The following is a 24,698-nucleotide window of genomic DNA, read 5'->3' on the forward strand; positions in this document are numbered from 1 at the left end:
GGGCCGTTTTTACTCGGGGGACAATGCGCGCCATGCGCTTACCCTTCCTACCTCATCTGCCCTATCGAAATCTCCTCGCCGGCCTGGCCATCCTGCTGGCCGGCTGTGCCGGCGATCCCCTGCAACATGCTGATGGGCTGGCCTCCGGCGCCGCCTTTCAGCGCGAAGAGATCGACACCGGCCGCTTCGTGCTCACCACCTACGTGAAGGCGCGGCCCGCGCCGACCGTGCTGCGCGTCTATATCGAGGGGGATGGCCGCGCCTGGCTTAGCCGCACCCAGGTCTCGCCCGACCCGACCCCGCATGAGGCGATGGGCCTGCGACTGGCCGCCAGCGACGCCCACGCCGATGCCACTGCCGCCCTGCTCTACCTGGCACGCCCCTGCCAGTTCACGCCGATGGCCCGCAACCCGGCCTGCCGGCCCGCCTACTGGAGCGATCTGCGCTATGCCCCCGAAGTGATCGACGCCATGGACAATGCCCTGAGCCAGTATGTGGCGCGTCTGAAACCGGCGCGGCTGGAACTGGTCGGCTATTCCGGTGGCGGCGCGGTTGCGGTGCTGCTGGCAGCGCGGCGCCAGGATGTCAGTTCCATCCGCACCATCGCCGGCAATCTGGATCACGTGGCCGTGAACCGCTGGCATCAGGTCTCGCAGATGCCGGGCTCGCTCAATCCCATCGACGTGGCGCACCAGGTGGCGCCTATCCCGCAACGGCACTTCAGCGGCGCCGATGATCGCGTCGTCCCGACCGCCATTGCCCGTGACTTCGTGACACAGGCCGGTTCTTGCGCTGCCCTGCAGGTGGTGCCGGGCATGGCCCACGAGGGCGACTGGCCAGCCATCTGGCCGGCACTGCTACGCACGCCCTTGCCCTGCACTTCGCCCCCTGCCGGTGGCAAAGTCCAATAAAAAAGGGTAGCCAGATGGCTACCCTTTTCCGATTTCCTGGTGCAGGAATCCGGTCGCCGGATTACGGCTTCCCGATTCCGTCACGGCACGGTTGACACATCACAACGCCATGTCAGCGGCGGCATTGGCCTTGGGCTTTTCCATGCTGCCCTTGGCGCCATCCTTGCCACCGGCCTTGGGGGCGATCACCGGCGGCGGTGCCAGTTGCAGCACGTCGCTGGTATAGGCCCATTCCTTGGCGACCTGGTCGGGATGGTCATTGAGCCTGGTCCCATAGCTGGGCACGATCTGGCGTACCTTCTGCTGCCACTCGGGTGTGGCCAGCTTGTCCTTGAAGACCTTCTGCAACACGGTCAGCATGATCGGCGCGGCGGTCGAGGCGCCGGGCGATGCGCCCAGCAGGCCGGCCATGCTACCGTCGGCCGAGGCCACGATCTCGGTACCCAGTCTCAACACGCCGCCCTTGCTGTCGTCGCGCTTGATGATCTGCACCCGCTGGCCGGCTTGCCACAGGCGCCAGTCTTCCTTCTTTGCATTGGGGAAGTATTCCTTCAGGGCCGCGAAACGCTGGTCGTCGGACTGCATCAACTGGCCGGCCAGGTATTCCACCAGGGGATACTCATCGATACCGACGCGGGCCATCGGCCACACATTGTGGGTGGTGGTGGTAGAGAACAGATCCCACAGCGAACCCTGCTTGAGGAACTTGGTCGAGAACGTGGCAAAGGGCCCGAACAGGATCACGCGCTTGCCATCCAGCACGCGGGTATCCAGGTGCGGCACCGACATCGGCGGCGCACCCACGGAAGCCTTGCCATAGGCCTTGGCCAGGTGACGCTCGGCGATGGCGGGATTGTCGGTGATCAGGAACGAACCACCGACCGGGAAGCCGGCGTAGTCACGCGCTTCCGGGATGCCGGACTTTTGCAGCAGCTTCAGCGCACCGCCGCCGGCGCCGATGAAGACGAACTTGGCATCGGTCTCGGTGGTGCTGCCATCCTTGAGGTTCTTGTAGCCGATGCGCCAGGTCCCGTCGGCGTTGCGGGTGATCTCGCGCACTTCGCTGGAGAGCTTCAGGGCGAAGTTGGGACGGCTCTGCAGATAGGCGGCGAACTGGCGGGTGATCTCGCCGAAGTTGACGTCGGTGCCCAATGGCGTCCAGGTCGCGGCCATCTTCTGCGCAGGATCGCGACCTTCCATCATCAGCGGCACCCACTTGGCGATCTGCGCGTGGTCTTCCGAATATTGCATGCCGGCAAACAGCGGGCTGGCCTGCAGCGCCTCATAGCGCTTCTTGAGAAAGGTCACGTTCTCATCGCCCCAGATGAAACTCATGTGCGGGGTCGAATTGATGAAGGAGCGCGGGTTCTTCAACACGCCGTTCTTGACCTGCCAGGACCAGAACTGGCGCGAGATCTGGAAGGCTTCGTTGATCTCGATGGCCTTGGCGATCTGGATCTTGCCGTCCTTGTCTTCAGGCGTGTAGTTCAGTTCGGCCAGGGCCGAGTGGCCGGTGCCGGCGTTGTTCCAGCCGTTGGAGCTTTCCTCGGCCACGCCATCCAGGCGCTCGACCATTTCCATGGACCAGCCCGGTTCCAGCTCATTGAGCCAGACCGCCAGGGTGGTGCTCATGATGCCGCCGCCGATCAGCAGCACGTCGACCTTCTTGACGTCGGCCGCCTGCGAGGCTGGTACGGTGACCAGCGCAACTACGAATCCCAGCAGGGCCAGGAAGGATTTTTTCAACATTGTCTAATCCGTTTGTGATGGAGAGAGGGCTGCCTCCCTGCGCCAGGCGCGGGAGTCGGACAACCGGTGCGGGACGCTTCCTGCACACCTGCCGTGGAGGGCAGGTGCGACACGCGACGCCACGTGCGATGCGCGCCATTGCAAGGCGGCGCACCGACGACCGGGCGTGGCCGCGCGGGGCCACGGCGCACGTCACGGGTCGCTGCCCGGGGCGTGCCTGCCGGATTCAACTGCCTGTCCGATACCTGTCTCCGGCATTTGGGGAATGCCTGTACAAATCGTCTCCGTCAGAGCGGACCGGGATCGGGTCATGTCGAGGGAGCGCAGGGTAGCACGGCGACGGTACCGACGGCGATTGCGGATATCCCTCATTACCGCGCCGGCACAAGCCTGTTCTCGCTCAGGAAATCCCCGATACCGGCGGCACGATGGCTGGCTGACAATGGGAACTGCAAAAACAGTCACCATCCCTCACAGGGATCACCAGAACAGCCAGGGGCCCGTATGCAGACCGTCATCAACAAACCGGAAAATTTCGCGTCCTACGTCTATCACGACCGGGCCTTCGACTGCGAAACCGCCAAGATCCTGCCGGGCGAGTACTACTACACCGGCGCCGACATGATGATCGTCACCGTACTGGGCTCGTGCGTATCAGCCTGCCTGCGCGATCGCGTCAGCGGCGTGGGCGGGATGAACCACTTCATGCTGCCTGATGGCGGTGGCGAGGCCGACAGCCCGATCTCGGCCTCGATGCGCTACGGCACCTATGCCATGGAAGTATTGATCAACGACGTCCTCAAGGCCGGCGCCCGGCGCGAGAACCTGGAATGCAAGGTCTTTGGTGGCGGTGCGGTGCTGCGCGGGATGAACGCGATGAATGTCGGCGAACGCAATGCCGCCTTCGTCAGGAGCTTCCTCTCGGCTGAAAAGATCCGCGTGGTGGCCGAAGACCTCAACGACATCTGGCCGCGCAAGGTCCACTTCTTCCCCCGCAGCGGCAAAGTGCTGGTCAAGAAGATCAAGGAAGCCGGTGCCGACCTGGCCAACCGCGAACGCGAATATGCCTCCAAGCTGCAAGCCAAGCCGGTGGGTGGGGAAATCGATCTGTTCTAAGCGCTGGTGCTGAACCTGCCTTCATGGCTAATTTCGAATATCAGTCCCAGGCCGATCCGGAGCGTGGTCACCGTATGCCCCACTTCGCTCTCACCTGAATCTGCGCCCTCAACAAAAAATGCCGCCCGGCACAACACCGGGCGGCATTCTGTTGCATCGACGCCCAACTTGCGGGCGCCTGGGCACTTACTTCTTCAGCGTCGTCAGTCCCTGTTCGGCCAGGGCCTTGAGCCAGCCCAGGCCGGCCGAGGTGGCGCCGGCCGGGTTGTATTCGCAACCGATCCAGCCCTGGTAACCCAGCGAATCGATCAGCTTGAGCAGGTAGGGATAGTTCAGCTCGCCCACGTCCGGCTCGTGACGTTCCGGCACACCGGCGATCTGGATGTGGCCGATGCCGGGCATGTCGCGCTTGAGCTTCACGGCGACGTCGCCCTCGACGATCTGGCAGTGGTAGCAGTCGAACTGCACCTTCAGATTGGGCGCGCCCACTTCGGCGCAGATGGCTTGCGCATCATCCTGGCGGTTCAGGAAGAAGCCGGGAATGTTGCGGGTGTTGATTGGCTCGATGACCACGGTCAGGCCGGCGGACTCGGCCTGGTGTGCGGCATAGGACAGGTTGTCCAGATACACGGCGCGATGCTGTGCGCGATCCTGATCAGGCTTGATCAGGCCGGCCATTACGTGCAGGGTCTGGTTGCCGATCACGGCGGCGTATTCCAGCGCGGTCTCAATGCTGCGCTTGAATTCGTCCTGGCGTCCCGGCAACGAGGCAATGCCACGCTCGCCGGCAGCCCAGTCGCCCGGGGGCGCATTGAACAGCGCCTGGGCCAGGCCATTGGCCTCCAGGCGCGACTTGATCTCTTGCGGCTGATAGTCGTACGGGAACAGGAACTCGACGCCGGAGAAGCCATCCTTGGCGGCGGCGGCGAAGCGGTCCAGGAAATCGTGTTCCACGTACATCATGCTCAGGTTGGCGGCAAAACGCAGCATCGGGTTCTCCTTGATAACGATGGGGGCCAGTGTAGCGCGAACGCGGATCGCCGCGCAGACACCGACGGTGCAGAAAACGTCAAAGCCCGCAGGCACAGGCATGCGGGCTTTGAGCGGGACATCACATTACTTGTTGACCATGCTGGGCTTGGTGACCAGGGTGGCAATCGACCCCACCACCAGCATGATGGCCAGCATGTACATGCCGGTTGCATTGCTGTGGGTCAGGTCCTTGAAGTAACCGATCAGGTAGGGGCTGACGAAACCGGCCAGGTTGCCCACCGAGTTGATGGCGGCGATACCGACGGCCGCAGCAGCGCCCGACAGGAAGGACGTCGGCAGCGACCAGAACAGCGGTGCGCAGGTCAGCACGCCAGCGGCAGCCAGCGACAGTGCGGCGATCGACACGGCGGTGTTGTCGGCGAACAGGGCGGCGCCCACGAAGCCCACGCCACCCATCAGGGCCGGGATCACCAGGTGCCAGCGACGCTCGCGCATGCGGTCGGCGCTTCGGCCGATCAGGTTCATGGCGATGATGGCGCAGCCGAAGGGAATCGCCGACAGCAGGCCGATTTCCAGGTTGCCCTTCACGCCGGTGGCCTTGACCAGGGTCGGCATCCACAGCGTCAGGCCGTACTGGCCCATCACGAAGGAGAAGTAGATCAGGCACATCAGCCAGACACGTGCATCCTTGACGATGGCGCCAAAGCCGTGCTTGCTCTCCTTGCCCTTGGCGTCGCCGTCGATGTCGGCCTGCAGGCTGGCTTTTTCTTCATCGGAGAGCCACTTGGCGCTCTTGACGTCGTTGTCCAGATACAGAACCGTGGCCACGCCGATCAGCACGGCGGGAATGGCTTCGATCAGGAACATCCACTGCCAGCCTTCCAGACCGCCGTTGTTGTGGAAGGCATCCATGATCCAGCCCGACAGCGGGTTGCCCAGGATACCGGCCACGGGAATACCGGACATGAACACTGCGATCACCTTGGCACGACGGTGCGAGGGGAACCAGTAGGTCAGGTACAGGATGATGCCGGGATAGAAACCGGCCTCGGCCAGACCCAGCAGGAAGCGCAGGACGTAGAACTGGGTGGCGTTCTCCACGAACATGAAGGCCGCCGAGAGGATGCCCCAGGTGATCATGATGCGGGCGATCCAGATGCGCGCGCCGACCTTGTGCATCAGGATGTTGCTGGGCACTTCGAAGAGGAAGTAGCCGATGAAGAACAGACCTGCGCCCAGACCGAAGACGGTCTCGGAAAAGCCCAGGTCCTGCGACATCTGCAACTTGGCGAAGCCGACGTTGACGCGATCCAGGTAGGCGATCACGTAGCACAGCATCAGGAAGGGCATGATGCGCCAGAAGACTTTCTTGTACAGACCGTCCTTGGTCTTGTCGTTGACGTCGAGGCCGACGCCGGAGGTGCTTGCGGTGGTCATGGTGTTACATCTCCCTAAGAGTGTCGCGGCTGCAGCTGCGGCCGCTGGTTGCTTGGTGCCCGTGGTCTGACGGGCAATTTATGGATTCAATCGGAGCACTAGCCTCCCCTTCCGAAAGAGGCTGGCACCCGGCATTGATGGACCGGTCTTGCGCCGGCTTCTTGTCCCATGCCTGCACCTATCTCCTGACGATGGGCGCAGGCAGGGCATGGCGGCCATCCGATGGCTGCCATGATTGCGTTGTTGCTGTTGGGTGGCGCGAGCTTCCTTGGGCTGGCCCGAACTTGCACAAACTTGTCCGGACTTGCCTGAAATCGCCTGGCCTACCAGCGCGCCTTGAAGGTAGCGCGCAGATCCTGCAGCGCGGGCTCTTCCAGCGGCGTGGCGCGGCCACCGGCGAGGTGCCACAGCTTGGCGGTTTCTTCCAGTTCCTCCAGGGCGAAGGCGGCCTTGGACACCGAACTCTCCCAGACCACCGGGCCGAGGCGTTCCAGCAGTACGCCGCGCACGCTGGTGGCGATCCTGGCGACCTGCTCGGCCACTTCCGGTGCACCCGGGCGGGCGTAGCGGATCAGCGGGATGTGGCCCACCTTCATCACGTAGTACGGCGTGATCGGCGGCAGCACGTCCTGTTCGCTGTACACGCCGTTGATGGTCAGCGCGACCAGATGCGTGGAGTGCGTGTGCACCACGGCATGCATCTCGGGATTGTTGTCGTAGACGGCACGATGCAGCACCAGCGTCTTGGAGGGCTTGTCGCCCGAGACCCATTCGCCGGCCGCATTCACCTTGGCAATGGCGGCCGGATCGAGATAGCCCAGGCAGGCGTCGGTGGGCGTGATCAGCCAGCCGTCATCGAGGCGGGCACTGATGTTGCCGGCCGAGCCCACGGTGTAGCCGCGCTGGTACAGCGAAGCACCGATGCGGCAGATCTCTTCGCGCAGTTGGCTTTCCTGGCTCATGCGGTTTTCCCGTCGAGGTAACGCAGTGCTTTTTCGAAGAAATCGACGCTGCCGAAATTACCCGACTTCAAGGCCAGCGCCACCGGTTGCTCATCCAGCGTGGCCGTGGCCGGCACGCCCGGATCGATCTGCGGGCCGATGCGCAGCGCCCGCACGTCCAGCGCCTGCACCACCGCACCCGAGGTCTCGCCACCGGCCACCACGAACTGGCGCACGCCGCGCTGCTTCAGGCTGGCGGCGATGCTGGCCAGCGCCTGCTCGACCAGATGGCCGGCCTTGGCCACGCCGAGTTCCTTCTGCACTGCCTTGACTTCGTCCGGAGTGGCGGTGGCATAGATCAGCACCGGTTCGTTCTTGATGCGCTCGTCGGCAAACGCCAGGGCCTGGGCGACCACGTCTTCGCCACGGGCCAGTGCCAGCGGGTCGATGCGGAAGGCGGGACGCTTGGCCTTCCATTCGGCCACCTGGGCATTGGTCGCCTTGGAGGCGGAGCCGGCCAGCACCACCGCCAGGCCATCGACCTTGGGCAGCTGCGCGGCTTCACCGGCAGCAGTGAGCAGACCGGCGCGACGGAAGTTCTCGGGCAGGCCCAGGGCCACGCCGGAGCCGCCGGTGATCAGTTTCAGTTCGGCACAGGCTTCGCCCAGGGTGAACAGGTCCTTGTCGGAGACGGCATCGGCGATGGCCATCTTCACGCCCTCGGTGCGCAGCGCGGTGAAGCGCTCCTGGATGGCCGCCGCGCCACGAGCCACAGTGTCGTAACGCACCAGGCCGACCTTGGACTCGGTCTGGCGCTGCAGCACGCGCACCAGATTGGCATCGGTCATGGGCGTGAGCGGATGGTTTTCCATGCCCGATTCATTCAACAGCGCATCGGCCACGAACAGGTAGCCGCGATAGAGGGTGCGGCCGTTTTCGGGGAAGGCCGGGCAGGCGATGGTGAAGTCCACGCCCAGTTCCTTCATCAGCGCGTCGGTGACCGGACCGATGTTGCCTTCGTCGGTGGAGTCGAAGGTAGAGCAGTACTTGAAGAAGAACTGCGTGCAGCCCTGTTGCTGCAACCAGCGCAGCGCGGCCAGCGATTGCTCGATGGCCTCGGCGGCCGGCACGGTGCGCGACTTCAGCGCGATCACCAGCGCGTCGGCAGCCACGCCGGGCATTTCGCTGGGCACGCCGATGGTCTGCACGGTGCGCATGCCGCCGCGTACCAGCATATTGGCCAGGTCGGTGGCGCCGGTGAAATCATCGGCGATGCAGCCCAGCAAGGGTCGGGATTGGGACATGGAAGCTCCTCGATTCTGTGACAGTGACGACGACTTACTGATGATTACTTGGCCTTGGCCGGCGGCAGGTCGATGCCCGGGAAGATCTTGATGACGGCCGAGTCATCCTCGCCGCCATGACCGGCGGTGGAGGCCATCATGAACATCTGGTGGGCAGCGGCCGACAGCGGCAGCGGGAATTTGCTACGGCGGGCGGTATCGAGCACCAAGCCCAGGTCCTTGACGAAGATGTCCACGGCCGACAGCGGGGTGTAGTCGCCATTGAGGATGTGCGGCACGCGGTTCTCGAACATCCAGGAATTGCCGGCGCTATGGGTGATGACGTCGTAGAGCGCATCCGGATTGACGCCTTCGCGCAGGCCCAGGGCCATGGCTTCGGCAGAAGCGGCGATGTGCACGCCGGCCAGCAGCTGGTTGATGATCTTGACCTTGGAGCCGATGCCGTGGGTATCGCCCAGGCGGTAGACCTTGCCCGCCATGCCGGCCAGCACGTCTTCGATCTTGGCATAGACCTCGGCGGGGCCGGAGGTCATCATGGTCATTTCGCCCGAGGCGGCACGCGCGGCGCCACCGGAGACCGGCGCATCCAGCAGCAGCAGGTCCTTGGTGGCCAGGCGCTGGCCCAGTTCGATGGCGAAGTCCGGTGCCACGGTGGCACTGGAGATGACCACGCTGCCCGGCTTCATCTGCGCCACGGCACCGTTCTCGCCGAAGAGCACGGTCTCGGTCTGGGCGGCATTGACCACCAGGGTGATGACCACATCCACCGACTTGGCCAGCTCGGCCGGATTGGCGCAGGCCACGCCACCGGCGGCGGCGAACTTGTCCAGGACTTCCTTGCGCACGTCACAGGCATGCACGTTGAAGCCGGCACGCAACAGCGAACTGGCCACGCCATAACCCATGGCACCCAAACCGATCACACCTACATTCCTGGACATAATTGTCTCCACGTTGATGGCGCCGCTGCCGATGGAATAGGGCAGGACTGTTGCGCCGGGTTGATGATGCGACGCCGGCTCATGCCGGCGTCCGTATTTTCAAATCACTCTCTATCGATCCGTCTGGCTGCCTGAAGGCATCCTGCTCGTTCATTGCCTCGCCCCTTGAGCGGGGGATCAGGCCTGCCCCTGGCTCAGGCGGCGTGCCGCATTGAACATGTGGGTCTGTGCAGCATTGCGGGCGGCCATTTCATCACCAGCACGGATGGCCTCGACGATGGCCTCATGTTCTTCGCGCACCTGGCGCGAGAAATCCTCATAGCGTGCTTCGTTGCCACGGGTGATGGCGGTGGCGGCTTCCAGGTACTGCGACAGGAATTCCAGCGTCTTGATGAAGTAGGGATTGCGCGTGGCCTGGGCCAGTGCACGATGGAAGGCCACATCGGCTGCCACGCCGTCACCGCCGCCGGCGACGTCAACGCCAATCTGCGCCAGTGCATCGTCGATGGCGCGCAGGTCCTCGGCGCTGCGGCGCTTGGCCGCCTGCGCCGCCACTTCGGCCTCGATGGCGCGGCGCAGCTCGACGATCTGCAACACCGCGTCGGGCGAACTGACCTCGGTGTAATCGATGCGCAAGGGCTTGATGCCAGCCTGCTCGGTGACGAACACCCCACTTCCCTGACGCGGTTCGACCACGCCTTCATGCTTGAGCCGCGCAATGGCCTCGCGCACCACCGTGCGACTGACCCCGAACTGCTGGGCCAGCACCGCTTCGGTGGGAAGCTTGCTGCCACGCTGGAAGGCGCCGGCATCGATGTTCTCCAGCAATTGCCGGGCTACCGTGTCGCTCAAGGCCTGAGCAGGGATTTTCTGAAACATGCTGTCTCGCGGTCGTTTTATCGTCAGGTTATCCGGTCATCATACAAATTTATTTTGAGGCCGGCAATCCGATTTTTTCTCTTTACGCGGAGTAACACCCCCTTTTTGCAGAAATTTGACGAAGATAGGAGAAATTACCCTGTTATATCCGGCAGTTCGCTCCAGACATCAAGAATGTGAATATCTCAGCCCATGCTGCGTCGCCGGGCGGCTGGCTCTACAATCGACGCTTTCCTGCTACGGATTCGCCGCATGCCCTACGATCTTTCGGACAAGCTCGTCATCGGAATTTCCTCCCGCGCCCTGTTCGACCTGGAGGTGGAAAACGCCATCTATGACGAACAAGGGGTAGACACCTACGCCGACTACCAGCGTGCCCACGAGAATGATCCTTTGCAACCGGGCACGGCCTTCCCGCTGGTCAAGGCGCTGCTGCGACTCAATGAACTGATTCCGGAACGACGCCTGGTAGAGGTGGTGGTGATCTCGCGCAACACGCCCGATACCGGCCTGCGCGCATTCAATGCGATTGCCGCCCACAAGCTCGACATCAGCCGCGCCGCCTTCACCGGCGGCGGCCCGACCGCGCCTTATCTGCAGGCGTTCAAGATCGACCTGTTCCTGTCCCGCGATACCGGAGATGTGCAGGAAGCCATCGATGCCGGCGTGGCGGCCGCGCAGCTGTATGCGGCGCCACTGGACTACAGCGCACCGGACAACCAGATCCGCATCGCCTTCGATGGCGACGCCGTGCTGTTTTCAGCGGAGTCCGAACGCATCTTTGCCGAGAAGGGACTGGAGGCCTTTGCCCGCCACGAGCAGCGGCATCGCAAGAAGGCCATGAAGGAAGGCCCCTTCGCCAAGCTGCTGCTGGCCCTGTCGGCGATCCAGAAGCAGTTTCCGCCCAAGCAGTGTCCGGTGCGCATCGCCATCGTCACCGCCCGCAACAGCCCGGCGCACCAGCGCGTGATCCACACCCTGCGTACATGGAACGTGACGGTGGATGAGGCTTTCTTCCTCGGCGGACTGGGCAAGGCCGAGGTGTTGCAGGCCTTTGGCGCGCACATGTTCTTCGACGATCAGGAAGGGCATGTGCAGAAGGCGGCGGTGGTGGTGCCGTCGGGTCGCGTGCCGTACAAGGGCGGGACGCTGGAAGGGGCGCGAGTGGCGCGCCCTCGGGCGCCCAAGCCCTGAGCCGGACGCACGGTGGTATCAGCTTGATCGGCCTAGCGCCATCTGCGACAGCAGTGCAGATGGCGGTTGTGTCCTACAGGAAGAGTTTTCAACCCTGGTGCAGTGCCAGAGGATGCTCAAGCAGCGGCCGCTGATCGGGAGCATCCTCGATGGTCGTTACTAGCACTGCGTCGGGAGCCACCTTGAAGATCGATACCGAGCGTTTCAATCCGGTGGCCTGCTCGGCCAGCGATTGTGCCGCCGCCGTCACTTCCTCGACCAGTGCCGCGTTTTGTTGCGTCACTTCGTCCAACTGGCTAATCGCCTGGTTGATCTGTTCGATGCCACGGCTCTGCTCCACCGAAGCGGAGCTGATCTCGGTCACCAGGTCCGAGGTGCGCTGAATGGCCGTATTGACTTCTTGCATGGCCTTCCCGACGGCACTGGCCTGGGTCGACCCCGCATTAACGATGGAGAGAGAATCCTCGATCAGTTTCTTGATTTCCTTGGCCGCCGATGCCGTGCGCTGGGCCAAGTTGCGGACTTCGACCGCCACCACCGCGAAGCCACGACCTTGCTCGCCGGCGCGGGCTGCTTCCACTGCAGCATTCAAGGCAAGGATGTTGGTCTGGAAGGCGACTCCTTCGATCATATTGGTGATCTCGGATATCTGTGCGGAGCTATGCGTGATCTTGCTCATGGTCTGGATCATTGCATCCACTGTCTCGCCCCCCTGGGCGACCGCCGTGCGTGCACCGGTCGCCAACACACTGGCCTGCCGCGCTGCATTGGCATTCTGCTGAACCGTTGAGGTCAGCTGGTTCATGCTGGCCGCGGTCTCTTCGATGGAGGCGGCCTGCTCTTCCGTACGGGATGAAAGATCAAGATTGCCCGAAGCGATTTGATCCGATGCGCTGGCAATGGCATCGGTACGCAGGCGGACATCGGAGACGACTGTAATCAGACCACTGTTCATTTTCTTCAGAGCCTGCATCAGTTGGCCCGTTTCATCACGTGTCGTGACTTCAATCACTGCCGTCAGGTCACACTCCGCCACGGTAGTGGCAGTACCAATAGCCCTGGCCAGCGGACGCACAATGATGCGGGCGAGGATCACTGCCAGTGCCAGGCTCAGCGAGACGCCGGCCGTCAACAAGGCCAGCACGCGAACCCTTGCGCCCTCGGAAATCCGGTCGCCGTTAGCGCTGGCAGTTTGCGCACCCTTGGCATTCAGATCAACCAGTTTCTGCAAGATATCGCCCGCAAGGTCATAGACTCGCTGGGACGACCCGAGGAGCAGCGCCTGTGCTTCCGCATTATGGTTTTCGCGCGACAAGGCGATGGCCTTTTTGCTTTCGATTTGATACTGATCCCAGCTCAGTTTGAATTGGTCGTAGAGCGCCTGCTCCTCCGGGGAGGAGATCAGCTTGACGTATTCGCTCCGGTTCTTTTCAAACTTCGACATCACTTCGCTCATGATCTTCTCCTGCTTGTCCATTTCCGGTTCTGTGACCGACAAGACGTGCAGCAGCTCGGCAATACGCAAATCGGAGGCATTGGTATTCATGTCCGAAGTGAGGCGCACACTCGGCAGCCAATTGCTATCTATCTCCGTCGATATCTGATTGACGGCGTCGAGTTGAATCAACGCATACCCACCCACCATGACCGTCAACAGGATGCTCATCGAAAACGAAATGACGAGCTTGAACGAGATATTCAGATTACGAAACCATTGCATGATAGGAGCGCCACGATTGAGATTGCTGGGTTAATGGGTGAAGGCCAATAGAAGGCGCAACATGACCTGGCAGGAAACCTTGAGGTGCGGCAAATTCTCAGCGCCGACTACTAAGGACTGTCTTCAAAGCGAAGAAAGGGACAGTAAAGTTGTTATTTGACTCAACCACGGGCATGACTCAGAACGAGTATTTCCACTTATTGATGGAATTATGAACGACATTTCATTAAAAATATGAAAAATATACAAAAAATGCAAATAATAAAATTCTCATGCATCAGGTGGTGGTGATCTCGCGCAACACGCCCGATACCGGCCTGCGCGCATTCAATGCGATTGCCGCCCACAAGCTCGACATCAGCCGCGCCGCCTTCACCGGCGGCGGCCCGACCGCGCCTTATCTGCAGGCGTTCAAGATCGACCTGTTCCTGTCCCGCGATACCGGAGATGTGCAGGAAGCCATCGATGCCGGCGTGGCGGCCGCGCAGCTGTATGCGGCGCCACTGGACTACAGCGCACCGGACAACCAGATCCGCATCGCCTTCGATGGCGACGCCGTGCTGTTTTCAGCGGAGTCCGAACGCATCTTTGCCGAGAAGGGACTGGAGGCCTTTGCCCGCCACGAGCAGCGGCATCGCAAGAAGGCCATGAAGGAAGGCCCCTTTGCCAAGCTGCTGCTGGCCCTGTCGGCGATCCAGAAACAGTTTCCGCCCAAGCAGTGTCCGGTGCGCATCGCCATCGTCACCGCCCGCAACAGCCCGGCGCACCAGCGCGTGATCCACACCCTGCGTACCTGGAACGTGACGGTGGATGAGGCTTTCTTCCTCGACGGACTGGGCAAGGCCGAGGTATTGCAGGCCTTTGGCGCGCACATGTTCTTCGATGACCAGGAAGGGCATGTGCAAAAGGCGGCGGTGGTGGTGCCGTCAGGACGCGTGCCTTACAAGGGCGGGACGCTGGAGGGGGTGCGAGTGGCGCGAGGACGGGGCACCAAGGGCTGAGGTGAGACTTGATGCGGGCGGAGACAAACCCTTCTGCCGCATTCACCCGGTCACACATCGCCGGGCCATGGCAACCTGTGCGACACGGCATGGCTTTTTCAACGTCCCTAGGGCCTCATCTCGCGCACTATCCTTTCGGCATCACGGCCGGGAGGACTGCCGAACTCACGTGCGTATTCCCGGCTGAACTGGGTCGCACTCTCGTAGCCGACTTCATGGGCGGCGGCGCTGACGTTATAGCGTGCGGCCACCAGCAGGGTACGGGCCTGCAACAGACGGATCTGCTTCTGGTATTGCAGCGGGCTCATCGCGGTAACCGCCTTGAAATGGCGATGGAAGGCAGACAGGCTCATGGCCACGCCACCGGCCAGCTCGTCGATGCGCAGGGGTTGCGCATAGTCGCGGCGTATTCTCTGGATTGCTGCATTGACCCGTGCCAGCGCGCTGTCGGGCAGGGCGATGTCGCGCAGCATCCCGCCCATCGGGCCTTGCAGGACACGATAGAGAATTTCGCGTTCATACACGGGGGCCAGCGCGGCAATGTCGGCAGGATGTCCCATGAGGTGCAACATCCTGATCCAGGCGTCGAGCAGTTCCGGCGTCACCGATGCCACCGAAAAACCGGCTGAGTTTTTTGGTCGCCCGATATGGTCCGGCAGGTCGCCCAGCAACTTGACGATGATGCCGGGGTCCAGCGTCAGGCTCACCGCAAGATAGGGATTCCCCTGTGCATCCGGATGGACAGACCCGGCCGCTGGCAGGTCTACCGACATCACGAAATAGGTCGCGGGATCGTAATGCAGGGTGCTGCCACCGACGGTCATGGATTTGCTGCCGCGCAGGATCAGGTTGACCATGGGATCGTAGACGGCGGCCAGCTGGTGCTGGGGAATCTCCCCCTGCACCATGGCCACACGCGCAATGCCGGTCTCGGTGCGCCGGTTCTCGGCCCCTGCGGCGAGCTGGCGTAGTTCGTTCAATTGATCTTCCATCTGCACATTAGAACCGGGATGACGGCACGCCGGCAATGGAAAAGCAGAAATAGGCAGGCTTGAGGCAGGAACCGGCAAGGCGAGTCTCCGCCTGAGTGGCTAAGCTGGAGGCTCCCGACAAACCTTGGTTCACGAAAGAAACCACGCCATGCTGGATCACCTATTTCTGTCGGTCAGCGACCTTGAACGCTCGATCTCCTTCTACACGGCGACCCTGGCGCCACTGGGCATCACTGCACGCCATGACTATGACGGCAAGGATGGTCCGCCAGGACACCCTGACCTGAAAGGCTTCGGCGCCCATGGGCGCATGTTCTTCTGGTTACGCGAGGGCAAGGTAGAAGGACAGGCCGCCCACGTCGGCTTTGTCGCCAATAGCTGTGATGAAGTACAGGCAGCCTATGCGGCGGCAATGGCCGCCGGTGCTACCGACAATGGCGCGCCGGCAACACGCACCTATTACGATCCACGCTACTACGCTGCCAATGTGCTGGACCCGGATGGCTACAGCCTGGAGTTCGTCTACAAGAGCTGGCAACACCCGGAGGCATGATGGCGCAGGCAATCGAGATCACGCGCTTTCACCTCGCAGCTGGCGTGACGATGAAGCAATTCATCGCGGCCAATGCCGATGTCGACGAATGGCTCAGGCAACAGCCGGGATTCATCCTGCGGCGCATCTGTGTGCAGGACGACGGGATGGTCGTCGACATGCTCCTGTGGACCTCTGTCGCTAACGGCCAGCGGGCGGCCCGGGGCATCGTCACCGAGCTGGCCGGTTCACCCGTGCATGCCGCCATCGACCATGCCACTGTAGACTGGTCAGTCAGGTCTTGTCAGCATGCCGTCGATGCCGTGGACTAGCGTCAAGGAGAGGCGATCACCCGGCCCGGCTTGCCGGCCAGCCATCCCAGCATCCCCATGAGTACCGCACCGGCCGCGCACAAGGCCAGCACCACGGTCCACTGACCGCTGGCATCGTGCAGACGACCCATGAGAATAGGGCCGGCGGCGGCCAGCAGGTAACCCACGCTTTGCGCCATCGCCGACAGGGCGGCGGCCTGGGATGGCGTCGAGACGCGCGTGCCGACGAAGGCCAGGCCCAGGATCAGCACCGCACCGGTGCCGAAGCCAAACAGCGGCACCCAGACAATCGAGGCCTGCGGCCAGGCAATCAGGCCGACCAGGCTCAGCGCGGTGGCGGCCGACATGCCCACCGCGACCGGACGATGGTCGCGGATGCGTCCACCCAGCGGTATCAGCAGCAAACCCGGCAAGGCCGAGGCCAGTTGCATCAGACCATGCAGGTTGCCGGCCTCGACCGCGCTATGACCATTGGCCGCGAGTATCGAAGGCAGCCAGGCGGTGACCACGTAATACACCAGCGAATTGGTACCGAGGAAAAAGGTCACCTGCCAGGCCAGCGGCTGGCGCCACATGGACGCAGCGCGGGCCGGCATCGCAGCGGGGCGGGTGGCGCGGCGCAACTGGGGCAGCCAGACCAGGATCGCCACCAGCGGCAGCACGATGAAGGTCGCCAGCGCCCATGACCAGCCCAGGGTGCCGGCCAGCGGCACCGCACACACCGAGCCCAGCGCCGAGGCGCCGCCCATGGTCAGGGCATAGATCGCGGTCATGCGCGTGAGCTGGTCGGGGAAGTCACGCTTGAGCAGGCTGGGCAGGAGGACATTGCCGCCGGCGATGCCACAGCCGATGATGCAGGTCCCCACCAACAGCGCGGCCATCGACCCGGTCGAGCGCAACACGATGCCGGCAGCGATCAGCAGCAAGGCCAGCAACAGGGCGCGTTCCAGCCCCAGGCTTCGGGCCAGCCGCGCGGCCGGTGGCGAAATGAGCGCAAAGCACAGCAGGGGCAAGGTCAGCATCAGTCCGGCCGCCCCTGCCGAGAGCGCAAAGGTCTGCTGCAACAGTTCCATGACCGGCCCGACGGCCGTGACCGGGGCGCGCAGGTTGGCGGCGATCAGCAGGATGCCGGCCACCAGCCACAGGCGAGCAGCGCGGCGGACAGCCGGCGGCGCGGCGGCTGGGGAGGAAGAATCGGTGTCGGTAGCGTGCATGGCGGCGAGCGGGAAGGTGACGCGGAAAGATGAAGCGCCAAGCTTAGCCAATCGCGGTGTGGATGTATTTGGCTACAATGCCAGGATATTGCTAAAAACGGTCAACCCACCTGCCCTGCCGCCGTATGACCTCTCGTATGCCCACGCTCTACGCCAGCCTCGTCGAACACGATCCGGACCGCCTGGCCGCTGCCGTGACGGCGTTGCGCGTGCATACCAACGAGAGTGAGCGGGAAACGCCCTTCCACAGCCATCGCAAGGGCCAGTTGGTGGTGGCGCTGCACGGCGCGGTCACCTGCGAGACGGCGCAGGGGATGTGGATCGTGCCACCGCAATCGGCGGTCTGGATTCCGGCCGGGGTGCCGCACAGCAACCGGGTCACGCTGGATGGTCAATTGTGCTTCCTGTTCATCGACCCCGAGGCGGCGCGCATGCCCGCCGCCTGCTGCACACTGGCACTGACGCCCCTGCTGGTGCAGATGATCTGCCACCTGGCCGAGCAGGCGCAGGATTATGCCCCCCATGAACGCACCGCGCGCCTGGCGGCGGTGCTGGTGGAAGAACTGGAGCACAGCCAGCGCCAGGCCCTGCCCGCGTACCTGCCGCCGCATCTGCCCATGCCCCAGCATTCGCGCCTGCGCGAGATCGCCCGACGCCTGGCCGAACAGCCGGCCGACCGCAGTACCGTGGCCGAGTGGGGCCAGCGCCACGCCATGAGCGAACGCAGCTTTGCGCGCTTCGTCCAGGCCGAGACCGGTATGAGCTTTGGCCGCTGGCGGCGCCAGATCCACCTGATGGTGGCGCTGCAGCGCCTGGCTTCGGGCAGTTCGGTGCAACGCGTCTCGCAGGATCTGGGCTATGACTCGGTGAGCGCCTTCATCACCATGTTCAAGAAGACCCTGGGCAAGCCGCCGGCGCGCTACATGGCGCAGCGCCAGGCGCATGTGCCGCCGCCGTCGCCCCCGCTGCCGACGGCCCCCTACTTCCAACCGAAACGGACCCCCTCATGGAAACCGAACTGAAACTGCTGCTCGCCCCGGAACATACCAAGGCCTTCATCCGCCATCCGCTGATCAAGCGCCATGCCCTGGCCGCACCGCGCATCAAGGACCAGACCGGTACCTACTTCGATACCCCCGACCTGCTGCTGCGTGGTCACGATGCCGGCTTGCGGGTGCGCCGCACCGGCAGTGAATTCATCCAGACCCTCAAGGCCGGTGGCGGTGTGTCCGGCGGGCTGCATCAGCGCAACGAGTGGGAGTCGCAGGTGGCAGCGGAGATGCCCGACCTGTCCGTACTGCGTGCACTGGTCGCCCACGATGACGAGCGGGTCGCCAAGGTCCTGTCCAAGCAGGTCGCAACGCGTATCACGCCCATCTTCAGCACCCGCATCCAGCGCATGGTGTGGGACCTGCGACTGAAAGACGGCACCGAAGTGGAATGCGTACTGGACCAGGGGACGGTGGAACACGGCACGCTGCAGTCGCCGGTGTGCGAGATCGAACTGGAGCTCAAGAGCGGTGACGTCAACGCCCTGTTCGACTTCGCGCTGCAATTGCTGCGGGACCTGCCCTTGCGCATCGGCATCCAGAGCAAGGCGCAGCGCGGCTATACGCTGTTCCATCAGGCGCGGCGCGGCGATGCGGCGCCAGTCTCTTCCGCCAGTCGCGCGACGGCGCTGCAACTGGCGCGCAAGATGCCGGTGGAACAGGCCTTCCTCGCAGTGGTGGGCAATTGCGTGGCGCAGATCCAGGCCAACGACATTGCCGACCAGGACAGCGGCGACATCGAACGACTGCACCAGATGCGCGTAGGCCTGCGGCGCCTGCGTTCAGCCTTCAGCCTGTTCAGCGAAGTGATCGCCCTGCCCGCCGCACTGGAGCAGGAATTCGCCTGGATCGCCGAAGCCATCGGCCATGCCCGCGACTGGGACGTGCTGGCCACGCAGACCCTGTCCACCCTGCCGGGCCTGGCCGCAGACAGCAACGCGGGGATTGATCTTGAGGCGGTACGCCACGCCGCCCTGATGCAGGCGCGCAAGCAACATGCGCAGGCGGTCGAGACCGTGGCCTCGCCGCGCTACACCGCACTGGTGCTGCAATTCAGTCGCTGGCTGCTGCAGGCCGGCTGGCGCACGACCGCCACGGGAGATACCCGGCAAGCCCTGGAGCAGCCCGTGGCACGCTTTTCCCGACAGCATCTGCGCCAGGATGAAAAGCGCCTGAACAAGCGCGGCGCGCACCTGGAAGAAAGTGACCGCGCCCGCCACCGCACCCGCATCGCCGCCAAGAAGATGCGCTATGACATCGAATTCTTCCTGGCCCTGTATGGCGAGAAGGAGAGTCGCCCCTATCTCAAGGCGCTGGCACGCCTGCAGGATCAGCTCGGCCTGCAGAACGACCTGGTCATGGCCGACACCCTCTTGCAGCAACTGCAGCGCAAACAGGCCCGGCTGGCGCCCAGCGTTGCCTGGGTCCGCGGCTTCCTGAGCGGACATGCTGGGGATGGTCATGCGCGGACACGGCGCCTTTGGAAGAAATGGCAGGCGCAGGACTTGCCGAAGTGAAACGCGCGCCGTCTTTGATCGCGTAGCCATAGCCGACATGCATCGTCGCCATCCACCAACGATGGCATGGCGACAATGCAATGCACAAAACCGGGGCAGCATCGACTACCCCGGCACACCTTTTCCTGCACCAAAAAGCAGCGGCGCATGCATAAACACGCTTCACTCCCCGTGATACCGCACTGCAACACCCTTCACCCTCGCTGTCCCCCTCCTGCACCACGCTCCGCGAAAACCCTTGCCACACAAGGATCTCACCGCCAATAATCGTCGCCGGGTGTTGTATGCCAATCTTGTATATCAGCGTGGCACACAACTTGCTGATGAGGGGACATGGGCACCAATCCTTCCGTCAAGTCGTCGTCGCAGATTGCGATCCGCATCACCGAGGCCATCCTCGCCAAGCAATTGGCGCCGGGTACGCGGCTGGGCGAGCAGCAACTGGCCGACCTGTTCGGCGTTTCGCGTACCCAGGTACGCGAGGCACTGACGCGGCTCATGGCACGCGGCATCGTCACGGTCAGTGCGCGGCGCGGCTGGTTCGTCATCGAACCCACGCCGGAGCAGGCGCGCGAGGCCTTCGAGGCGCGCCGCGTGATCGAGCTGGGTCTGCTGCGACAGGCGCGGGTACGTCCGGTCAGCGGCGCGGCAATCCGGCAACTGCGCGAGCACATCGCTCGCGAAGAAGCCGCCATTGCCGGCGCCGACGTCGGGGCGCGCAGCTATCTGCTGGGCGACTTCCACGTCTGCCTGTGCGAATGCCTGGGCAACTCGCTGCTGTCGGAAACGCTGCGCGACCTGACCGCCCGCACCACGCTGACGGCCATGCTGCACCAGTCGTCGGAGCAGGCGGAGGATTCGTGTTCGGAACATGTCCTGATCGTCGAGGCGCTGGAACGCGGCGAAATGGAACAGGCTGAGCACCTGATGCACGTCCACTTGCAACACGTGGAATCAGGTCTCAACCAGGTGCGCAGCAGCGATCCGCTGGAACCGCTGCGGCAGGCTCTGGCATCGGTCTCGCGGCAGGGGACCGCCCCGGAGACCGGCGCCTCCAGCCCGCCAGGCAAACGGCCGCAGTAAGCGCCAGCACCGTGCGCAGGGCCACTCATCAACGTCGTCAACCCTAGGGAAACTGCTATGAAACTGACCAAACTCCTGCTCGGCCTGATGGCCGGCGCCATGATGTTCTCCGCTTCGGCTGCCCGTGCCGACGCCCTGGACGATATCCAGAAAAACGGCACGCTGCGCGTGGCCGTGCCGGCTGACTTCCCGCCGTTCGGCTCGGTCGACTCCGACCTCAAGCCGCTGGGACTGGACATCGACGTGGCCACTCTGATCGCCAAGAAGCTGGGCGTGAAGGTGGAGCTGATCCCGGTCTCCAGCGCCAACCGTATCCCCTACCTGACCACCAAGAAGGTCGACCTGGTCATCTCCAGCATGGGCAAGAACGCAGAGCGTGAGAAAGTGATCGATTTCTCGACCGCCTATGCCCCCTTCTTCAACGGCGTGTTCGGCCCGTCCGACCTGTCGGTGAAGGGCGCCGCCGACCTGGCCGGCAAGACCATTGCGGTCACCCGTGGTTCGGTGGAAGACCTGGAACTGACCAAGATCGTCCCGCCCACTGCGACAGTGAAGCGCTACGAAGACAATAACAGCACCATCAGTTCCTTCCTCTCCGGTCAGGTGCAACTGGTGGCCACCGGCAACGTGGTGGCTGCGGCCATCATCGCCAAGAACCCGCCCAAGAAGCCCGAAACCAAGTTCCTGATCAAGGATTCGCCTTGCTTCATCGGTCTGAACAAGGGTGAAAAGAAGCTGCAGGACAAGGTCGATGCGATCCTGGCCGAATCCAAGAAGGATGGCAGCCTCAACGCCATCTCGCAGAAGTGGCTGGGCCTGCCGCTGCCGGCTGGCCTGTAAATTGCAATAGCCCCCGCAGTACCCTGCATCGCCGGTCCGATTCCGCCCGGAACCGGCGATGCAGGCAGCACAAGACATACGCATCCAGAGCAAGAGCACCATCGCAGGGCAGGCGGACAACCCGGCAGCACGCAGCACCATAAAGGCAGGGCAGACACGACATCATGGCTTATCAATTCGATTTCCTTTCCACCCTCGACTACACCGACATCATCGTCAAGGGTGTGGTGACCACCATCGAGCTCATTGCCATCGGCGGCGTGCTCGGCGTGGCCGTGGGCATCTTCGGCGCCTGGGCGCGCACGCAGGGACCGGGCTGGCTCAAGCCCATCGTCAGCGCCTATGTGGAGATGATCCGCAACACGCCCTTCCTGGTGCAATTGTTCTTCATCTTCTTCGGCCTGCCTTCGCTGAACGTGCACATCAGTGAAATCAGCGCTGCCATCCTGGCCATGGTGATCAACCTGGGCGCGTACAGCACCGAAATCATCCGCGCCGGCGTGCAGGCAATCCCGCGCGGCCAGATCGAGGCGGCGCAATCGCTGTCGATGTCGCGCATGCAGATCTTCCGCCACATCATCCTGCGCCCGGCGCTGCAGAAGATCTGGCCGGCGCTGTCCTCGCAGGTGGTGATCGTGATGCTGGGCTCGGCCGTGTGCTCGCAGATCGCGGTGGAAGAACTGTCCTTCGCCGCCAACTATATCCAGGGCCGCAACTTCCGCGCCTTCGAGGCCTACATCGTGGCCACCGCCATCTACCTGGTCCTGTCGGTCCTGTTGCGTCAGCTGCTGCGCCTGATCGGTCAAACCTTCATCACCGCCCGGAGGACCGCATGATCTCGTTCACCACCTGGGACATCGTCCGCAACCTGATGCTGGCATGGCGCTGGACCATCCTGCTGTCGCTGGTCACCTTCATGCTCGGCGGCACGCTGGGCCTGATCATCCTGTTCATGCGCACCTCCCGCCAGAACTGGCTGCGCCAGGTCGCACGGCTGTACATCGAACTGTTCCAGGGCACGCCGCTGCTGATGCAGTTGTTCCTGGTCTTCTTCGGCATCGCGCTGTTCGGCATCGAAGTGCCGGCCTGGTTGGCGGCAGGACTGGCGTTGATGTGCTGGAGCGCGTCGTATCTCGCCGAAATCTGGCGCGGCTGCGTGGAAGCCGTACCCAAGGGGCAGTGGGAAGCCTCCTCGGTGCTGGCCATGGGCTACTTCCAGCAGATGCGCCACATCGTGCTGCCGCAGGCCTTCCGCATCGCCATCGCCCCCACCGTCGGCTTCGGCGTACAGATCATCAAGTCCACCGCGGTGACGTCCATCATCGGCTTCATCGAACTGTCCAAGGCCGGCACCGTCATCACCAACGCCACCTTCCGCCCCTTCACGGTGTTTGCCATCGTGGGCGCCTTCTACTTCGTGCTTTGCTGGCCGCTGTCCAAGTACAGCCAGTCTTTAGAAAGGAAATACAATGCCGCTCATCGCCATTGACAACGTCAAGAAACGCTTCGGCGACAACGAGGTCCTCAAGGGCATCAGCCTGGACGTCGAGCCCGGCGAAGTGATCGCCATCATCGGCAAGAGCGGCTCGGGCAAGTCCACCCTCCTGCGCTGCATCAACGGCCTGGAGAGCATCGACGAAGGCAACATCAGCGTGGCCGGCGCCAAGCTGGGTGCCAGCGAACTGGAACTGCGCAACCTGCGTCTGAAGGTCGGCATGATCTTCCAGCAGTTCAACCTGTTCCCGCACCTGTCGGTGGGCCGCAACGTGATGATCGCGCCGATGATCGTCAAGGGTACGTCCGAAGCCGAGGCCATGGTCACGGCCAAGGCCAACCTGGAAAAGGTCGGCCTGGGTCACAAGTTCGACGCCTTTCCCGACCAGCTCTCGGGCGGCCAGCAGCAGCGCGTGGCGATTGCGCGCGCGCTGTCGATGAGCCCGCAGGCCCTGCTATGCGACGAAATCACCTCGGCACTGGACCCGGAACTGGTCAATGAAGTGCTGGCCGTCATGCGCGGTCTGGCCAAGGAAGGCATGACCCTGCTGATGGTGACCCACGAAATGCGCTTCGCCCGCGAGGTCTGCAATCGCCTGGTCTTCATGCACCAGGGCAAGGTCCATGAGATCGGACCGCCGGAAGAACTGTTCGGCAATCCGAAGACCCCGGAACTGCAGCAGTTCATCGGCATGACGCAGGGCGCCTGAGCGACTGCACTGCATCGATTGCCGGATAGAAGACACCCCAGGTACGGAAGATTTTCCGGACCTGGGGTGTTTTTATTTGATGCCAATGAAAGCGCTCAAGCCGAGCCGAGACGCGTGATCAGCGTTCGATCTCACACACCTTGCGATCATTCTCATAGAACACCACCGGTCCGGTGGTGAAGCGTTCCTTGGGAATGGCCACCATCAGGTAATCCTTGATGCGGTAGGAAGCGCCCGAGGCCGGGGCGCGATAGAGGTAGTTCAGGCGCAGCCGGCCATCGCGCAGGCGCACCGACAGCGGCGTGAAGACATGCGGACGTTCGGCCGCATCCGGGGCGCTCATGGTGCGGGCCACCAGCAGGTATTGCTTGCGTTCGAAGTGATCGGCCGAGGGGCCGGTGGGGCGCTTGTCACCGTTGGTCGGGGCCGGCTGCATCCAGCGGTCCCATTCGCTGCGGCTGCGGATCAGGGCGCAGAAGACCGGCTGGCGCTGGTCGTCCCAGTTCTGCAAGAAGCCCTGGTAGGAACCGCTGAGGATGGTCTTGTAGGGGACCACGGTGGGGTCCTCCTCTTCGGTCCACGGCATCATGGAACAGCCGGCCATGGTGGCCAGCATGGTTCCGGTCAACATCCACTGCACGGTACCCCTGATCGTGTTGCGCATTCGTTTCCCCCAAGAAGCTTAGCATTTAATCATGTCTTGCCCGTCGCTGGCGATATTTCCTTGCATCCCCGTCACAGTCCCGCCG

23 protein-coding genes and 1 pseudogene are annotated in these 24,698 nt (G+C 63.3%); 13 read left to right on the forward strand and 11 right to left on the reverse strand.

Translation table 11 applies throughout. The features are described from left to right. Positions 1 to 32: 32 nt before the first annotated feature. A complete protein-coding gene (locus I5R65_RS15205) occupies positions 33 to 911 on the forward strand; it encodes an alpha/beta hydrolase (protein ID WP_180668457.1) in 879 nt (292 codons plus the stop codon). A 99-nt stretch (positions 912 to 1,010) separates the two neighbouring features. Here the strand turns inward: I5R65_RS15205 and mqo are convergent, their stop codons facing one another. After that, a complete protein-coding gene (gene mqo / locus I5R65_RS15210) occupies positions 1,011 to 2,660 on the reverse strand; it encodes a malate dehydrogenase (quinone) (protein ID WP_180668458.1) in 1,650 nt (549 codons plus the stop codon). A 504-nt stretch (positions 2,661 to 3,164) separates the two neighbouring features. Here mqo and cheD point away from each other — a divergent pair. After that, entirely contained in the window at positions 3,165 to 3,776 is a 612-nt protein-coding gene (gene cheD / locus I5R65_RS15215) for a chemoreceptor glutamine deamidase CheD (RefSeq protein WP_180668459.1), read from the forward strand. A gap of 186 nt (positions 3,777 to 3,962) precedes the next feature. Here cheD and otnI read toward each other — a convergent pair whose 3' ends face one another. The 6 genes from otnI to I5R65_RS15245 all read right to left on the reverse strand — a co-directional run bounded on the left by otnI (position 3,963) and on the right by I5R65_RS15245 (position 10,271). Continuing rightward, entirely contained in the window at positions 3,963 to 4,766 is an 804-nt protein-coding gene (gene otnI, locus I5R65_RS15220; RefSeq protein ID WP_180668460.1) for a 2-oxo-tetronate isomerase, read from the reverse strand. Between the two features lie 126 nt (positions 4,767 to 4,892). Beyond that, the gene (locus I5R65_RS15225) at positions 4,893 to 6,206 is read right to left on the reverse strand and encodes an MFS transporter (RefSeq protein WP_180668461.1); all 1,314 of its coding nucleotides are present in this window, start codon (positions 6,204 to 6,206) and stop codon (positions 4,893 to 4,895) included. Positions 6,207 to 6,529: 323 nt separating this feature from the next. After that, on the reverse strand, positions 6,530 to 7,168 hold the full coding sequence (locus tag I5R65_RS15230; protein WP_180668462.1) for an aldolase: 639 nt from the start codon (positions 7,166 to 7,168) through the stop codon (positions 6,530 to 6,532). Beyond that, on the reverse strand, positions 7,165 to 8,451 hold the full coding sequence (gene otnK / locus I5R65_RS15235; RefSeq protein ID WP_180668463.1) for a 3-oxo-tetronate kinase: 1,287 nt from the start codon (positions 8,449 to 8,451) through the stop codon (positions 7,165 to 7,167). Before otnK ends, I5R65_RS15230 begins: the two co-directional genes overlap by 4 nt. A gap of 44 nt (positions 8,452 to 8,495) precedes the next feature. Continuing rightward, complete coding sequence (ltnD, locus tag I5R65_RS15240) at positions 8,496 to 9,392, reverse strand: L-threonate dehydrogenase (protein ID WP_180668464.1); 897 nt, start codon at positions 9,390 to 9,392, stop codon at positions 8,496 to 8,498. Between the two features lie 177 nt (positions 9,393 to 9,569). After that, entirely contained in the window at positions 9,570 to 10,271 is a 702-nt protein-coding gene (locus I5R65_RS15245; protein WP_180668465.1) for a FadR/GntR family transcriptional regulator, read from the reverse strand. A 252-nt stretch (positions 10,272 to 10,523) separates the two neighbouring features. Here I5R65_RS15245 and I5R65_RS15250 point away from each other — a divergent pair, with 252 nt between their 5' ends. After that, positions 10,524 to 11,465 (forward strand): 5'-nucleotidase, encoded by a 942-nt coding sequence (locus tag I5R65_RS15250; protein WP_180668466.1) that lies wholly within the window; start codon positions 10,524 to 10,526, stop codon positions 11,463 to 11,465. 88 nt (positions 11,466 to 11,553) lie between these two features. Here I5R65_RS15250 and I5R65_RS15255 read toward each other — a convergent pair whose 3' ends face one another. Further along, positions 11,554 to 13,185 carry a methyl-accepting chemotaxis protein gene (locus tag I5R65_RS15255; protein WP_180668467.1) on the reverse strand — a complete coding sequence of 544 codons (1,632 nt, stop codon included), beginning with the start codon at positions 13,183 to 13,185 and terminating at the stop codon, positions 11,554 to 11,556. A 278-nt stretch (positions 13,186 to 13,463) separates the two neighbouring features. Between I5R65_RS15255 and I5R65_RS15260 the strand changes: the two are divergent. Beyond that, positions 13,464 to 14,186: pseudogene (locus I5R65_RS15260) on the forward strand (5'-nucleotidase); the annotation flags it as partial. Between the two features lie 107 nt (positions 14,187 to 14,293). Here the strand turns inward: I5R65_RS15260 and I5R65_RS15265 are convergent. Then, a complete protein-coding gene (locus tag I5R65_RS15265; RefSeq protein ID WP_196872190.1) occupies positions 14,294 to 15,166 on the reverse strand; it encodes an AraC family transcriptional regulator in 873 nt (290 codons plus the stop codon). A gap of 160 nt (positions 15,167 to 15,326) precedes the next feature. Between I5R65_RS15265 and I5R65_RS15270 the strand changes: the two genes are divergently transcribed. Next, on the forward strand, positions 15,327 to 15,731 hold the full coding sequence (locus tag I5R65_RS15270; protein WP_180668469.1) for a VOC family protein: 405 nt from the start codon (positions 15,327 to 15,329) through the stop codon (positions 15,729 to 15,731). Next, positions 15,731 to 16,042 (forward strand): hypothetical protein, encoded by a 312-nt coding sequence (locus I5R65_RS15275; RefSeq protein WP_231395186.1) that lies wholly within the window; start codon positions 15,731 to 15,733, stop codon positions 16,040 to 16,042. Before I5R65_RS15270 ends, I5R65_RS15275 begins: the two co-directional genes overlap by 1 nt. Before the next feature lie 2 nt (positions 16,043 to 16,044). Here the strand turns inward: I5R65_RS15275 and I5R65_RS15280 are convergent, their stop codons facing one another. Further along, positions 16,045 to 17,256 carry an MFS transporter gene (locus I5R65_RS15280; RefSeq protein WP_231395187.1) on the reverse strand — a complete coding sequence of 404 codons (1,212 nt, stop codon included), beginning with the start codon at positions 17,254 to 17,256 and terminating at the stop codon, positions 16,045 to 16,047. A gap of 137 nt (positions 17,257 to 17,393) precedes the next feature. On the opposite strand from I5R65_RS15280, the gene I5R65_RS15285 reads away from it, so the two are divergent. From I5R65_RS15285 to I5R65_RS15315, 7 genes are all read left to right on the forward strand, one after another. Continuing rightward, positions 17,394 to 18,278 (forward strand): helix-turn-helix domain-containing protein, encoded by an 885-nt coding sequence (locus tag I5R65_RS15285; protein WP_180668471.1) that lies wholly within the window; start codon positions 17,394 to 17,396, stop codon positions 18,276 to 18,278. Further along, entirely contained in the window at positions 18,263 to 19,822 is a 1,560-nt protein-coding gene (locus I5R65_RS15290; RefSeq protein WP_180668472.1) for a CYTH and CHAD domain-containing protein, read from the forward strand. The genes I5R65_RS15285 and I5R65_RS15290 overlap by 16 nt, the downstream gene beginning before the upstream one ends. Positions 19,823 to 20,155: 333 nt before the next feature. Further along, a complete protein-coding gene (locus I5R65_RS15295) occupies positions 20,156 to 20,905 on the forward strand; it encodes a GntR family transcriptional regulator (RefSeq protein WP_180668473.1) in 750 nt (249 codons plus the stop codon). Positions 20,906 to 20,962: 57 nt separating this feature from the next. Then, positions 20,963 to 21,745: a transporter substrate-binding domain-containing protein gene (locus I5R65_RS15300; protein ID WP_180668474.1), complete on the forward strand. Its 783-nt coding sequence runs from the start codon at positions 20,963 to 20,965 to the stop codon at positions 21,743 to 21,745. A gap of 164 nt (positions 21,746 to 21,909) precedes the next feature. Beyond that, entirely contained in the window at positions 21,910 to 22,581 is a 672-nt protein-coding gene (locus tag I5R65_RS15305) for an amino acid ABC transporter permease (protein WP_180668475.1), read from the forward strand. Further along, complete coding sequence (locus I5R65_RS15310) at positions 22,578 to 23,234, forward strand: amino acid ABC transporter permease (protein WP_180668476.1); 657 nt, start codon at positions 22,578 to 22,580, stop codon at positions 23,232 to 23,234. Before I5R65_RS15305 ends, I5R65_RS15310 begins: the two co-directional genes overlap by 4 nt. Next, positions 23,215 to 23,949 carry an amino acid ABC transporter ATP-binding protein gene (locus tag I5R65_RS15315; RefSeq protein ID WP_180668477.1) on the forward strand — a complete coding sequence of 245 codons (735 nt, stop codon included), beginning with the start codon at positions 23,215 to 23,217 and terminating at the stop codon, positions 23,947 to 23,949. The genes I5R65_RS15310 and I5R65_RS15315 overlap by 20 nt, the downstream gene beginning before the upstream one ends. A 118-nt stretch (positions 23,950 to 24,067) precedes the next feature. Here the strand turns inward: I5R65_RS15315 and I5R65_RS15320 are convergent, their stop codons facing one another. Then, positions 24,068 to 24,613: a hypothetical protein gene (locus tag I5R65_RS15320; protein ID WP_180668478.1), complete on the reverse strand. Its 546-nt coding sequence runs from the start codon at positions 24,611 to 24,613 to the stop codon at positions 24,068 to 24,070. Positions 24,614 to 24,698 lie beyond the last annotated feature (85 nt).

Source organism: Herbaspirillum sp. AP02, assembly GCF_015767275.1.
In the GTDB taxonomy this organism is placed as follows: domain Bacteria; phylum Pseudomonadota; class Gammaproteobacteria; order Burkholderiales; family Burkholderiaceae_D; genus Herbaspirillum.

Coding starts and splice junctions, on each gene's coding strand:
- I5R65_RS15275 (WP_231395186.1), top strand. CDS start 15,731: ATGGCGCAGGCAATCGAGATCACGCGCTTTCACCTCGCAGCTGGCGTG.
- I5R65_RS15270 (WP_180668469.1), top strand. CDS start 15,327: ATGCTGGATCACCTATTTCTGTCGGTCAGCGACCTTGAACGCTCGATC.
- I5R65_RS15295 (WP_180668473.1), top strand. CDS start 20,156: ATGGGCACCAATCCTTCCGTCAAGTCGTCGTCGCAGATTGCGATCCGC.
- I5R65_RS15320 (WP_180668478.1), bottom strand. CDS start 24,613: ATGCGCAACACGATCAGGGGTACCGTGCAGTGGATGTTGACCGGAACC.
- I5R65_RS15225 (WP_180668461.1), bottom strand. CDS start 6,206: ATGACCACCGCAAGCACCTCCGGCGTCGGCCTCGACGTCAACGACAAG.
- I5R65_RS15305 (WP_180668475.1), top strand. CDS start 21,910: ATGGCTTATCAATTCGATTTCCTTTCCACCCTCGACTACACCGACATC.
- I5R65_RS15255 (WP_180668467.1), bottom strand. CDS start 13,185: ATGCAATGGTTTCGTAATCTGAATATCTCGTTCAAGCTCGTCATTTCG.
- otnI (WP_180668460.1), bottom strand. CDS start 4,766: ATGCTGCGTTTTGCCGCCAACCTGAGCATGATGTACGTGGAACACGAT.
- mqo (WP_180668458.1), bottom strand. CDS start 2,660: ATGTTGAAAAAATCCTTCCTGGCCCTGCTGGGATTCGTAGTTGCGCTG.
- I5R65_RS15230 (WP_180668462.1), bottom strand. CDS start 7,168: ATGAGCCAGGAAAGCCAACTGCGCGAAGAGATCTGCCGCATCGGTGCT.
- I5R65_RS15250 (WP_180668466.1), top strand. CDS start 10,524: ATGCCCTACGATCTTTCGGACAAGCTCGTCATCGGAATTTCCTCCCGC.
- I5R65_RS15300 (WP_180668474.1), top strand. CDS start 20,963: ATGAAACTGACCAAACTCCTGCTCGGCCTGATGGCCGGCGCCATGATG.
- I5R65_RS15310 (WP_180668476.1), top strand. CDS start 22,578: ATGATCTCGTTCACCACCTGGGACATCGTCCGCAACCTGATGCTGGCA.
- I5R65_RS15245 (WP_180668465.1), bottom strand. CDS start 10,271: ATGTTTCAGAAAATCCCTGCTCAGGCCTTGAGCGACACGGTAGCCCGG.
- I5R65_RS15285 (WP_180668471.1), top strand. CDS start 17,394: ATGCCCACGCTCTACGCCAGCCTCGTCGAACACGATCCGGACCGCCTG.
- I5R65_RS15290 (WP_180668472.1), top strand. CDS start 18,263: ATGGAAACCGAACTGAAACTGCTGCTCGCCCCGGAACATACCAAGGCC.
- I5R65_RS15280 (WP_231395187.1), bottom strand. CDS start 17,256: ATGCACGCTACCGACACCGATTCTTCCTCCCCAGCCGCCGCGCCGCCG.
- I5R65_RS15315 (WP_180668477.1), top strand. CDS start 23,215: ATGCCGCTCATCGCCATTGACAACGTCAAGAAACGCTTCGGCGACAAC.
- cheD (WP_180668459.1), top strand. CDS start 3,165: ATGCAGACCGTCATCAACAAACCGGAAAATTTCGCGTCCTACGTCTAT.
- I5R65_RS15205 (WP_180668457.1), top strand. CDS start 33: ATGCGCTTACCCTTCCTACCTCATCTGCCCTATCGAAATCTCCTCGCC.
- otnK (WP_180668463.1), bottom strand. CDS start 8,451: ATGTCCCAATCCCGACCCTTGCTGGGCTGCATCGCCGATGATTTCACC.
- ltnD (WP_180668464.1), bottom strand. CDS start 9,392: ATGTCCAGGAATGTAGGTGTGATCGGTTTGGGTGCCATGGGTTATGGC.